A 13,329-nucleotide genomic window follows, 5' to 3' on the forward strand; every position below is an offset into this window, starting at 1 on the left:
AAAGAAAGGTAGCTTAGCCGATAAACTCCAGGCCATTCATGTACGGACGTAACACTTCCGGAACCTGAATACGGCCATCAGCCTGCTGATAGTTTTCCATCACCGCAACCAGCGTACGTCCAACCGCCAGACCAGAACCGTTCAGCGTATGTACTAAACGGGTCTTTTTGTCGGATTTGCTGCGGCAACGCGCCTGCATACGACGAGCCTGGAAATCCCACACGTTGGAGCAAGAGGAGATTTCGCGATAGGTGTTCTGCGCCGGGATCCACACTTCCAGATCGTACGTTTTGCATGCGCCGAAGCCCATGTCGCCTGTGCACAGAATGATCTTACGGTACGGCAGGCCCAGCAGCTGAAGAACCTTCTCGGCATGGCCGGTCATCTCTTCCAGCGCGTCCATAGAGTCTTCTGGGCGAACGATCTGCACCATTTCAACTTTATCGAACTGGTGCATACGGATCAGACCACGGGTATCACGACCGTAAGAACCTGCTTCAGAACGGAAGCACGGCGTATGCGCGGTCATTTTGATCGGCAGCGCATCTTCGTCAATGATTTCGTCGCGAACCAGGTTGGTCAGCGGAACTTCTGCCGTTGGGATCAGCGCATAGTTGCTGCTGTCAGCTTCTTCATCCAGCGGACGGGTGTGGAACAGATCGCCAGCAAATTTCGGCAGTTGCCCTGTTCCGTACAGCGTGTCATGGTTAACCAGATACGGAACGTAGTTTTCGCTGTAACCATGCTGTTCGGTATGCAGATCCAGCATGAACTGAGACAGCGCACGGTGCATGCGCGCGATCTGCCCTTTCATCACGACGAAACGAGAGCCGGTCAGCTTAACCGCAGCGGCAAAATCAAGACCCGTGTGCATTTCACCCAGGGTAACGTGATCGCGCACTTCGAAATCAAACTCACGCGGCGTACCCCAACGGCTGACTTCGACGTTGTCATTTTCATCTTTACCCACCGGAACGTCGTCCGCTGGCAGGTTAGGAATGGTCAGCGCAATGTCGCGGATCTCGGCCTGTAAGGTATCAAGTTCAGCTTTCGCGGCATCCAGCTCTTCGCCCAGTTTGTTCACTTCCAGACGTAAAGACTCGATATCTTCCCCGCGCGCTTTTGCCTGGCCGATGGATTTCGATCGAGAGTTACGCTCTGCCTGCAGGTTTTCAGTTTGTACCTGCAGAACTTTACGACGCTCTTCAAGAGCGCGCAGCTTATCTACATCCAGCTTAAAGCCCCGGCTTGCCAGTTTTTCTGCGACTGCGTCTGGCTCATTACGCAGCAGATTGGGATCGAGCATGCTTATCCTGTGCTTATCGAATTAAAATAGGAGAAAGTGACCACAGCCTGCGGTCACAGGGATACAGAGACAACATTACCGCAACGATAACACTAACGGTAGCGTTTTATAGGGCTATTTTGATCCTGTCCGGCGAGCCAGGCGAGCTTTTCGCCAATCTTGCCTTCAAGACCTCTGTTTGTGGGGTGATAATAGCGCGTTTGTGCCATTTCCTGCGGGAAGTACTCTTCTCCGGCGGCATAGGCATTTGGTTCATCATGGGCGTAACGATACTCCTGACCATAGCCCATTTCTTTCATCAGCTTAGTTGGCGCATTGCGCAGGTGGACCGGCACGTCGTAATCCGGACGTTCACGGGCATCAGCCAGCGCGGCTTTGAAGGCGGTGTAAACCGCATTACTTTTCGGCGCGCAGGCCAGATAAACAATCGCCTGAGCAATCGCTCGTTCACCTTCCGCGGGTCCCACGCGGGTAAAGCAGTCCCATGCGGAAATTGCCACCTGCATGGCGCGAGGATCGGCATTGCCCACATCTTCAGAGGCAATTGCCAGACAGCGACGGGCTACATACAGCGGGTCACCGCCTGCACTAATGATGCGCGCATACCAATAAAGTGCCGCATCCGGGGCGCTGCCGCGAACCGATTTGTGTAATGCGGAGATGAGATCGTAAAAACGATCGCCTTTATTATCGAAGCGTGCGCTGCGTTCACCGGCAATTTCAGTGAGCAATTCTGGTTTCAATACGCGCTTACCGGAATCATCAACTTCGGCCATATCGGCCATCATTTCCAGCGTATTCAGCGCTCGCCGCGCGTCTCCATTCACCAGTTCGGCAATCGCCCGACGCGTCTCTGGTGGCAGTACGATATCCTGACCACCGTAACCACGGGCATTATCTGACATCGCCTGGTCCAGCACCTGTTCAATATCGTCGGTGGTTAACGATTTCAGTAAATAAACACGCGCCCGCGACAACAGTGCCGAGTTCAGTTCAAACGAGGGATTTTCAGTGGTGGCGCCAACAAACGTGATGGTACCGTCTTCAATATGCGGTAAAAACGCATCCTGTTGGCTTTTATTAAAACGGTGAACTTCGTCCACGAACAGGATCGTACGTCGACCCGCGTTACGATTCTGACGCGCCCGCTCAATCGCTTCACGAATTTCTTTTACACCAGACGTGACCGCCGAAATTCGTTCAACATCGGCGTTAGCGTAACGGGCAATAACTTCGGCTAGCGTGGTTTTCCCCGTCCCCGGCGGACCCCATAAAATCATAGAGTGCAGGTGCCCGGCCTCGATGGCGCGCGGCAAGGGTTTACCCGCAGCCAGCAGATGCTGCTGGCCGATGTACTGCGCTAAATTTTCTGGCCGCATACGTGCGGCCAGTGGCTGAAAGGTATTATCAGAAAAGTCGAGCGACAGATTGCTCACTCACACGCCTCTACTTACGTTGATCGTCAACCGTTACACCTTGCGGCGGGGTAAAGGTGAATTTCGAAGGTTCAATCGCACCATTCTGCTGAGATTTCAGCTGATAGCTGCTGCGCTGATCGTCTTGCTCAACGGCACTGAATTGATGGATCGTCCCGTCCCGCCCAACATTGATAGTAAACTGCTTCAGGTTACCGCTGCTGGTTTTTGGCGTCAGCACGAAATCGTCGCCGTTTTGCTTAATGTTGTACTGTTGCCAGTCGCTGGCCTGGTTACGCGCAATCAGCATGAACGGCGTGTTGCCCGTGGCGTCTTTCAACCAGGTCGCAGTCGCCTGCTCAACAAACGGGTTAAAGAACCACAGCGTTTTACCATCGGAAACCAGGATGCTCTCGTCAGGCTGCGTCATATGCCAGTTAAAAAGATTAGGGCGTTTAACCCATAAGTCGCCCTGACCCTCCTGCACCGCAGCGCCGCTACCGTCCGTGACCTTCTGAGTAAAGCTGGCATGGAAGCTGCTGACTTTATCCAGACGGCTTTTCAGGTCGCTGGCAGCGTCAGCCCAGACGCTGCTCACCACAAAGCTAGACAGTAATGCACAGGTGATTGCGATTCTTTTCATCGTTATTCCTCAAAATACGTCACTCCCAACGGGGAGATCCCTCTGCTATCCATTTCAGGCCAAAAATCAGCATGAGGAAAGTAGAAAATACTGAATTACTTAACTTTGCAATCATTCGAAGGGCGGCGGAGCCAGCACTTCACGATTACCATTATGCCCTTGTTCGCTGACTATTCCCTGCGCTTCCATCTGTTCGATGATGCGCGCCGCTCGGTTGTAACCGATACGGAACTGACGTTGGACGCCGGAGATTGAGGCTTTGCGTTTCTGAGTAACAAAGTTCACCGCCTGATCGAACAGCGGATCCAGTTCTTCACCACCATCAAAGCCGCCACCGCCGCCTTCGCTTTCGCTGTCAGAGGTAATGCCATCAACGTATTGTGGACGGCCGCGCGCTTTCCAGTCCTGAACTACCGCGTGAACTTCTTCATCGCGTACAAAGGCGCCGTGTACACGCACAGGGATCGTCGAGTTTGGTGCAGAATAAAGCATGTCACCCATACCCAACAGCGATTCCGCGCCGCCCTGGTCAAGGATGGTACGCGAGTCAATTTTACTGGACACTGTAAAGGCGATACGCGTCGGGATGTTCGCTTTAATCAGACCGGTGATAACGTCAACTGACGGTCGCTGGGTTGCCAGCACCAGGTGAATACCCGCCGCACGCGCTTTTTGCGCCAGACGAGCAATCAGTTCTTCCACCTTTTTGCCAACGGTCATCATCAGGTCTGCGAATTCATCCACCAGCACCACGATATACGGCAGTTTTTCCAGCACCGGATGCTGAACATCCATGCTGTCGCCCGGCTTCCAGTATGGGTCCGGAATCGGACGTCCCATACGGGCGGCTTCAGCAATCTTATCGTTATAACCGGCAAGGTTACGCACGCCAAGCGCCGACATCAGTTTGTAGCGACGTTCCATTTCATTGACGCTCCAACGCAAGGCATTGGCGGCATCTTTCATGTCGGTCACAACTTCAGTAAGCAGATGCGGAATACCTTCATAAACAGAAAGTTCCAGCATTTTTGGGTCAATCATGATAAAGCGAACGTCTTCCGGCTGCGCTTTGTACAGCATGCTGAGGATCATGGCGTTCACCCCAACAGACTTACCGGAACCGGTTGTCCCTGCCACCAGCAGGTGCGGCATTTTCGCCAGATCGGCAACCACCGGTTCGCCCGCAATATCTTTACCCAGCACCACGGTCAGCGGAGATGAGTTATCACGGAATTTAGCGTTATCCAGCACTTCACGCAGATAAACGGTTTGACGTTTTTTATTCGGTAACTCCAGTCCGACATACGGTTTGCCTGGAATAACCTCGACCACACGTACCGCCGCGGTCGACAATGAACGCGCCAGATCTCGTGACAGGTTGGAAATACGCGCCGCTTTAACCCCTGGAGCCAGATTAAGCTCAAAGCGGGTAATCACCGGACCTGGAGAGTAGTTCACCACATCGGCTTTAATGCGGAAATCCGCCAGACGCGCTTCCACCAGACGTGCCATTTGCTCCAGCGCGAACGTATCTATCGGCTCAACTTCGCTCGGCGGCGGCGTGAGCAGATCTAACGATGGCAGAGGCGTACTTGGACGGTGCGCCGGACGACTGTCGCCATTACGCATCAGCAGCGGATGGATCAGGCTATCCTGCGGCGGCGGTGTAACAGGCTGCGCTGGCTGCTGATAATGTTGCTGCGGTGCGACAGGCTGCGCCGGTTGCTGATAATGCTGCTGTGGTGCAACAGGCTGTGCCGGTTGCTGATAATGCTGCTGTGGTGCAACAGGCTGTGCCGGCTGCTGATAATGCTGCTGTGGTGCAACAGGCTGTGGCGGCTGCTGATAATGCTGCTGCGGTGCAACTGGCTGCGCCGGTTGCTGATAATGCTGCTGCGGCGCAACGGGTTCCTGGTACTGCGGCGCGGGCTCCGGCATTACGCCAGGCGTAAACAGCGGCTCATGCGGCCCCTCATCCACCAGCGTTTTCATTGGCGAAAATTCAAAGTCATCGAGGGAGAATGGATTCGCTCCGGCAGGCTGTTCACCGGAATAACGCTGCTGCTGAGAAGAAGCAAACTGGCGGGCCAGTTCCGCTTCTGCGGCTGAATCTTCGTCATCAGTCTGGTGGGTATCGTCCTGATACTCTTCGCCATAACGATGCTGCTGCGACTGAGCGAACTGACGTGCCAGCTCGTCCTGCTGCATTGCATCCATTTCATCGTCACTGTACGCATCTGTATCAAGCTGCTCTTCGCGCGCTTTCTCTTCAGCCATACGCTGTGACGGCAGTTTTATGCCATATGAAGCCAGCTCACGACGAGTAGGCACGCGCACACGATTCGGACGCGGCAACTGCGGGCCAATGCCCTCTTTCACCTGCGGACGCGGCGTACCGCTGCCTGCAAGGCTAAAGACAGGTGCTGCGGCAGCGGCACTCACCCCTAACGCGGCGCTTTTTACGCCAGCGGCCAGCGGTGCAACGGCAGCAACAGACTCAACGGGCGGTATGGATGCAGTCGTCGGCATAGACGGCGTAGACGGCTTAACACGCTCAGGCTCCTGAGCAGGTTCTGGAATCGGCTGATACCATGCGGCCAGTTGCTCACGCTCACGCGCACGTTTCTCTTCGACTTCTTCAAAGTAATAGAGCGGCGGACGAGTCGGTTTAACTTCTTCAACCACCGGCTCAGGTTCCACCACTGTTGGTTGTTCAACCACAGGCTGCTGGAACGTAGTGCTCTGTTGAAAAGTTGGATCCTGCTGATAAACAGGTTGCTGCACAGGCTCCGGCTGATAACCAGGCTGCTGGAATGCGGCGTTCTGTTGAGAGGTCGGATCCTGTTGATAGACAGGTTGCAGCACGGGCTCCGGCTGATAAACAGGTTCCGGCTGCGGCGCGACAGGCTGCGTATAAACAGGTTCAACGGGCTGCTGTGCGTAATATTGCGGCTGCGGACTCTGCTCCACAACCGGTTGTTGCCATGGCTCATAAGGCTGCTGCACCGGAGGTTGCGCGTACTGGGCTGGCTGCGGATAACCTTCAGGCGCTGGTGCAATCGCGGCATCACCGGTTTGCGGGCCAGGCACGGGTTGCCAGGCCACGGTTGGGACCGGTTGCTCCATAACAGTGTTGGTCACGGGTGACGTTTGCAGTAACGGATCGACCGGTGCGCTCCAGGCCTGAGCGGCTGTTGTAGCTGCAGCTGCTGCAGCTACAGGCTCGGTCACCGAGTGGCCGTTAAGCAGTGGATCAAGTTCGTCATATTCAGGCAGCGTCGCGCGATTACCGGAAAACAGCACATCATTAGGATCGGCAACCACGCCACGGGCGCTGTATTCAATTTCGTCTTCATCATCCATGCGTTTGCCGGAGAACAGCGCCGCATCGGTATGACGACCAAGCGGGTTGGTAAATTTCTCCGCCAGACGTTTACGGCGCGCTAACGCACCGCGCAGGATACGAGCTCGGCGCGATTCATGGGGTTTGCCATCAGCGGCGTCGACAGACTCTTCTTCGTCTTCATACTCTTCGTCATCGACCCAGGTATCGTCGCGGCGGGTACGGTTGCTGGCAAACGTCAGGATATTGAGTAACCAGCCACCCAGTTTTTCCGCAATGCTCACCCATGACCAACCGGTGAACAGCGTTAATCCCGCTGCCCAAATGCACAACAACGTCAGCGTGCCGCCGCTGCTGTGCAGCAATGGTTGTAGCGTGGTGCTGAGCAGACTGCCGATCACGCCGCCAGAGGCGAAATACCAGATGTCATCGGCGTTAATTGCGGCCAGCCCGCAGGAAGTGAGAATCAGCGCCAGAACGCCAATAATGCGCAGCGAGACGGCAAAATAATCGACGTATTCGTCGCTGGCCTGATGTCGCCAGGCAAACCAGCAGCCACCGACAATGATGACGGGGATGGTGTAGGCCATGACGCCAAAAATAAAGAACAGCGTGTCCGCCAGCCATGCTCCAGGTATTCCGCCCAGATTATGGATAGGCTCATGCCACGCGGTTTGCGACCAACTGGGATCCGAAGGGTTAAAGCTGAGTAAGGCAGCCATCAACCAGACAGCAAAAAGGGCAATAAGAATCAGTAGCGCTTCCAGAAGTCGGCGCCCGCTGCTTAACTTCGTCAATGTGACGTCTTTGTCTTCAGTGTATTCCTGGCTCAAAAACGGCTCTCCAGGTTTCGGGCTTTTCCTGCCCGATGCTAAAACGGACAACAGCACCGGGTTGCCCCGGCACTGTTGCTGTATGGATTAACAGGAGTGTAATCAAACTGCGTCGATTTTGCACCTGTTCCGTGTTAGCGCGTCTTAATTACCAGACGATTGCTCTGTTTGACTTCTTCCATTACTACATAAGTACGTGTGTCATTCACGCCAGGCAGACGCAGCAGGGTTTCCCCCAACAGCTTACGGTATGCCGACATATCCGGTACGCGTGTTTTCAGCAAATAGTCGAAATCACCGGAAACCAAATGACACTCTTGAATTTCTTCAAGTTTTTGTACTGCAGAGTTAAATTGCTCAAACACATCCGGGGCGCCACGATTCAGAGTAATCTCAACAAAAACCAGAAGTGATGCATCCAGATAATGCGGGTTTAACAGCGCTGTATAGCCCTGAATAAAACCCTGTCTTTCCAACCGACGCACACGCTCAAGGCAGGGCGTTGGTGAAAGTCCCACACGTTTAGAAAGCTCGACGTTAGAAATACGCCCATCCTTTTGCAGCTCATTAAGAATGTTACGATCGATACGGTCGAGATCTTTGCCAGGGCGCTTCTTACTATCTACCATTATTATTGTCTCTCTGTATTCCTTCCCTACTCCTGCCTGACTCTACCAACATCACTGTTCAGAGTCGCTACCCATCAAAATAAACCGCAACCCAGAGGGATTTTCGGTTCGCAATGCCTGGGTTTATGGTGAGAAGACCGTTGCCTGTCGGCGGCTATCGACATCACGAATGGCATCTGTCCACACCATGCGTAGATTTCGCTAACACGGTAAACATGGTATCTACATGCATGATTATGCAGCACATACATGACACAGTTTTTTTCTTCCTTGAATGTTTTCGCAAAACAGCAGGGGATTGTCAAAGCAAAACATCGATTTTTAGTACAACATGCCAGTTATTCATTCGCAGTGATGGAAAATCGTCATTTTATCACCTTATAACTGACCGATTTTAAGTAGAAATCGTTATAGTATTACGACTAATTCTGCCGTTCATCGGTTCTCGCTATTACACATATTGTTAACAAAATCGCCATACTCTTTTTTTACGCCTGTAAATTCCCTACAATCCTGCTCATTGCCTGCTAACAACTATGGGGATCTCATGGGCGCAACCAAACACAGTAAACTTCTTATTCTGGGCTCTGGCCCTGCGGGGTATACCGCTGCGGTCTACGCTGCACGCGCGAACCTGCAACCGGTACTGATTACCGGTATGGAAAAAGGTGGTCAGTTGACCACAACAACAGAAGTGGAGAACTGGCCTGGCGATCCGCACGATCTTACAGGCCCATTGCTGATGGAACGCATGCACGAACATGCGACCAAATTTGAAACTGAAATTATTTTTGATCATATCAGCAAAGTTGATCTGCAAAACCGCCCTTTCCGTCTGACCGGCGACAGCGGTGAATACACCTGTGACGCACTGATCATCGCCACCGGTGCGTCAGCACGCTACCTGGGTCTGCCTTCAGAAGAAGCCTTCAAAGGCCGTGGCGTTTCCGCCTGCGCGACCTGCGACGGTTTCTTCTACCGTAACCAAAAAGTTGCGGTGATCGGCGGCGGCAACACTGCTGTTGAAGAAGCGCTGTACCTGGCGAATATCGCATCTGAAGTGCATTTGATTCACCGTCGCGACAGCTTCCGCGCCGAAAAAATCCTGATCAAGCGTTTGATGGATAAAGTCGAAAACGGCAACATCGTGCTGCATACCCACCGCACACTGGAAGAAGTGACCGGCGATCAAATGGGCGTAACCGGACTGCGCCTGCGCGATACGCAAAACACTGACAACGTCGAGTCACTTGACGTTGCAGGGTTGTTTGTCGCTATCGGTCACAGCCCGAATACCGCCATTTTTGACGGTCAGCTTGAACTGGAAAATGGCTACATCAAAGTTCAGTCCGGTATTCATGGTAACGCCACCCAAACCAGCATCCCGGGTGTATTCGCCGCCGGTGACGTGATGGACCATATTTATCGCCAGGCGATCACTTCAGCAGGCACCGGTTGTATGGCTGCGCTTGACGCAGAGCGTTATCTCGACGGTCTGGCAGACGCTTGCAAATAAGTTTTACAAATCAGTAACAAAAGTAAAAAAGGCGACTATAAGTCGCCTTTATTTTTGCCTCGTTGTAACATTGTCCTGCCCAAAAATTCCAATAACTCACCTGCTAAGCGTGCAATGAATAAAACCCGTCAAAAAGAGCTGACCCGCTGGTTAAAACAGCAAAGTGTAATTTCCCAACGATGGCTGAACATTTCACGCCTGTTGGGGTTCGTGAGCGGCCTGTTAATTGTCGCTCAGGCCTGGCTCATGGCCCGAATTCTCGACCATATGATCATGGACAATATCCCCAGAGAGGCGCTTCTGCTCCCTTTCATTGTGCTGGTATTGATTTTCATCCTGCGGGCATGGGTCGTCTGGTTACGCGAACGCGTCGGGTTTCATGCTGGCCAACATATCCGCTTTGAGATTCGTCGCCAGGTGCTTGACCGTCTGCAACAAGCAGGTCCCGCCTGGATACAAGGCAAACCAGCCGGGAGCTGGGCTACGCTAATCCTGGAACAGATTGATGACATGCATGATTACTATGCACGTTATCTGCCGCAAATGGCGCTGGCCGTATGCGTCCCCTTATTGATCGTGGCGGCGGTATTCCCGTCAAACTGGGTAGCCGCCCTTATTCTGCTTGGAACTGCCCCGCTGATCCCGTTGTTTATGGCGATGGTTGGTATGGGTGCAGCCGATGCTAACCGCCGCAACTTTCAGGCTCTTGCCCGCCTCAGCGGCCATTTTCTCGATCGCCTGCGGGGCATGGAGACGCTAAGAATCTTTGGCCGCGGTGAAGCCGAAACAGAAAGCATCCGCGCAGCGTCACAGGATTTCCGCCAGCGCACCATGGAAGTCCTGCGCCTGGCGTTTCTGTCATCCGGTGTCCTTGAGTTCTTTACCTCCCTATCCATCGCACTGGTCGCGGTTTACTTCGGTTTTTCCTACCTCGGTGAACTCGATTTTGGCCACTACGGGACGGGCGTCACATTGGCGGCTGGCTTCCTGGCGCTCATTCTGGCGCCGGAATTTTTCCAGCCCCTGCGCGATCTGGGTACGTTCTATCACGCCAAAGCACAAGCCGTTGGTGCTGCAGACAGTCTGAAAACCTTCATGGAAACCCCGCTTGCACATCCTGAGAGTGGCGATATTGAGCTGACAACAAAAGACGCAGTTACAATTGAAGCAGAAGATCTGGTCATCACCTCGCCGGAAGGTAAAGTGCTTGCAGGTCCGCTCAACTTTACCCTGCCAGCGGGCCAACGCGCGGTGCTGGTTGGCCGCAGCGGCTCCGGCAAAAGTTCGTTGCTCAATGTCCTGTCCGGTTTTCTCTCTTATCAGGGTTCGCTGCTGATTAACGGCTTTGAGCTGCGCGACCTGTCGCCTGATTGCTGGCGCAAACAGCTGTCCTGGGTTGGACAAAACCCGCAGCTCCCTGCCGCCACGTTACGCGATAACGTGCTGCTCGCTCGCCCCGATGCCAGCGAAGAACAGCTGCAAGCCGCACTCGACAGCGCCTGGGTCAGTGAGTTTTTACCACTTCTGCCACAGGGTGTGGATACACCAGTAGGCGATCAGGCTGCTCGACTTTCTGTCGGACAAGCGCAGCGCGTTGCCGTGGCTCGCGCCTTACTCAATCCATGTCAGTTGTTGCTGCTTGACGAGCCCGCCGCCAGCCTTGATGCACACAGCGAACAACGCGTGATGCAGGCGTTGAAAGCAGCGTCACGCCGCCAGACCACGCTGATGGTGACACACCAACTTGAAGATCTTGCCGACTGGGACGTTATCTGGGTGATGCAGGACGGACAGATCGTTGAACAAGGCACTTATGCCGAACTTAGCGCAGCCAACGGGGCGTTTGCGACATTACTGGCTCATCGTCAGGAGGACATTTAAATGCGCGCTTTGCTACCTTATCTGACGCTGTATAAACGTCACAAATGGATGTTAACCCTGGGGATCGTTCTGGCGATCGTCACACTGCTGGCAAGTATTGGTTTGCTGACGCTTTCCGGCTGGTTCCTGTCGGCTTCTGCTGTGGTGGGTGTCACCGGGATTTACAGTTTTAACTATATGCTCCCTGCTGCCGGGGTGCGCGGTGCGGCAATCACCCGAACCGCGGGCCGCTATTTCGAGCGATTGGTCAGCCACGACGCGACGTTCCGCGTGCTGCAACATTTGCGTATTTATACCTTCAGCAAACTGCTGCCGCTCTCCCCTGCTGGCCTGTCCCGTTATGGACAAGGTGAATTGCTTAACCGCGTGGTGGCGGATGTCGACACGCTCGATCATCTCTATTTGCGCGTGCTCTCCCCGCTTGTGGGCGCTTTTGTCGTCATCATGGTGGTCACGCTGGGGCTAAGCGTTCTCGATTTCACGCTGGCTATCACTCTCGGCGGTATTATGCTGCTGACCTTATTTATCCTGCCCCCACTCTTTTATCAGGCAGGTAAAAGCACCGGGCAAAGTTTGACGCATTTACGTGGGCAGTATCGTCAGCAGTTAACATCCTGGCTGCAGGGCCAGGCTGAACTGACCATCTTTGGTGCCAGTGAACGTTACCGCGCCCAAATGGAAGCCACCGAGTTGCAGTGGCATGAAGCCCAACGACGTCAGTCTGAATTAACGGCGCTATCACAGGCGGTCATGCTGTTAGTCGGCGCACTGGCAGTGGTTGTGATGTTATGGATGGCCTCCGGCGGCGTGGGTGGCAATACCCAGCCTGGCGCGCTGATCGCGCTGTTTGTCTTCTGTGCGCTGGCCGCGTTTGAAGCTTTGGCACCCGTCACCGGGGCGTTTCAGCATCTCGGACAGGTTATTGCCTCTGCGCTGCGCATCACCGAACTGACCGAACAACAGCCAGAAGTCACCTTCCCGGATGCCGGTTCTCCAGTTTCTGAGCAGGTCACTCTCACGCTACGCGATGTTTCATTCAGCTATCCGGGGCAAACACAAAAAGCGCTCGACACCCTTTCGCTGCAGGCTCAGCCCGGTGAACACATTGCGATTCTCGGTCGCACTGGCTGCGGTAAGTCAACGTTACTACAATTGCTGACCCGCGCATGGGATCCGCAGCATGGCGAAATTCTGATTAATGAGCAGCCGATTTCAGCCCTCAGTGAAGCCGCGCTGCGCCAGAGCATCAGCGTCGTGCCACAGCGCGTGCACCTGTTCAGCGCGACGCTTCGCGATAACCTGCTGCTGGCAGCACCGCACGCCAGTGATGACACATTATCCGCAATGCTGTGCCGCGTCGGTCTGGACAAACTGCTAGAGGGTGATGGACTCAATGCCTGGTTAGGCGAAGGCGGTCGTCAACTTTCTGGCGGCGAACTCCGTCGTCTGGCTATCGCTCGCGCCTTATTGCACGATGCCCCACTGATGCTGCTGGATGAACCGACCGAAGGGCTTGATGCCACAACAGAAAGCCAAATGCTTGAATTAATTGGCGATGTCATGCGCGATAAAACCGTACTGATGGTGACACATCGTCTGCGCGGCTTGTCACGTTTTGATCAAATAATAGTGATGGACAACGGACACATTATTGAGCAAGGTAATCACGCAGATTTGTTAGCCCGGCAGGGGCGTTATTACCAGTTTAAGCAACGTCTGTAAGCTATTATTGAACGATCAAACTCGCGTAGTGGAGTTTCGCT

General features: G+C 54.0%; 8 protein-coding genes. 3 read left to right on the forward strand and 5 right to left on the reverse strand.

The features are described from left to right. Window positions 1-13 precede the first annotated feature (13 nt). The 5 genes from serS to lrp all read right to left on the reverse strand — a co-directional run bounded on the left by serS (window position 14) and on the right by lrp (window position 8,169). Window positions 14-1,306 (reverse strand): serine--tRNA ligase, encoded by a 1,293-nt coding sequence (serS, locus tag LY264_RS16260; RefSeq protein ID WP_003831902.1) that lies wholly within the window; start codon window positions 1,304-1,306, stop codon window positions 14-16. A gap of 92 nt (window positions 1,307-1,398) precedes the next feature. Then, the gene (gene rarA / locus LY264_RS16265) at window positions 1,399-2,742 is read right to left on the reverse strand and encodes a replication-associated recombination protein RarA (protein ID WP_171846116.1); all 1,344 of its coding nucleotides are present in this window, start codon (window positions 2,740-2,742) and stop codon (window positions 1,399-1,401) included. A 10-nt stretch (window positions 2,743-2,752) separates the two neighbouring features. Continuing rightward, complete coding sequence (lolA, locus tag LY264_RS16270; RefSeq protein WP_003831898.1) at window positions 2,753-3,364, reverse strand: outer membrane lipoprotein periplasmic chaperone LolA; 612 nt, start codon at window positions 3,362-3,364, stop codon at window positions 2,753-2,755. Window positions 3,365-3,475: 111 nt separating this feature from the next. Continuing rightward, on the reverse strand, window positions 3,476-7,540 hold the full coding sequence (ftsK, locus tag LY264_RS16275) for a DNA translocase FtsK (protein WP_071692604.1): 4,065 nt from the start codon (window positions 7,538-7,540) through the stop codon (window positions 3,476-3,478). A gap of 134 nt (window positions 7,541-7,674) precedes the next feature. Beyond that, a complete protein-coding gene (gene lrp, locus LY264_RS16280) occupies window positions 7,675-8,169 on the reverse strand; it encodes a leucine-responsive transcriptional regulator Lrp (RefSeq protein WP_002439523.1) in 495 nt (164 codons plus the stop codon). 547 nt (window positions 8,170-8,716) lie between these two features. On the opposite strand from lrp, the gene trxB reads away from it, so the two are divergent. The 3 genes from trxB to cydC all read left to right on the forward strand — a co-directional run bounded on the left by trxB (window position 8,717) and on the right by cydC (window position 13,288). After that, complete coding sequence (gene trxB / locus LY264_RS16285; RefSeq protein ID WP_003831889.1) at window positions 8,717-9,685, forward strand: thioredoxin-disulfide reductase; 969 nt, start codon at window positions 8,717-8,719, stop codon at window positions 9,683-9,685. A 114-nt stretch (window positions 9,686-9,799) separates the two neighbouring features. Continuing rightward, a complete protein-coding gene (cydD, locus tag LY264_RS16290; RefSeq protein ID WP_048225899.1) occupies window positions 9,800-11,566 on the forward strand; it encodes a heme ABC transporter permease/ATP-binding protein CydD in 1,767 nt (588 codons plus the stop codon). Next, window positions 11,567-13,288, forward strand: a complete 1,722-nt coding sequence (gene cydC / locus LY264_RS16295; protein WP_048225901.1) for a heme ABC transporter ATP-binding protein/permease CydC — start codon at window positions 11,567-11,569, stop codon at window positions 13,286-13,288. Window positions 13,289-13,329 lie beyond the last annotated feature (41 nt).

Origin of the sequence: Citrobacter portucalensis (assembly GCF_023374935.1) — a bacterium.
In the GTDB taxonomy this organism is placed as follows: Bacteria; Pseudomonadota; Gammaproteobacteria; order Enterobacterales; family Enterobacteriaceae; genus Citrobacter; species Citrobacter portucalensis.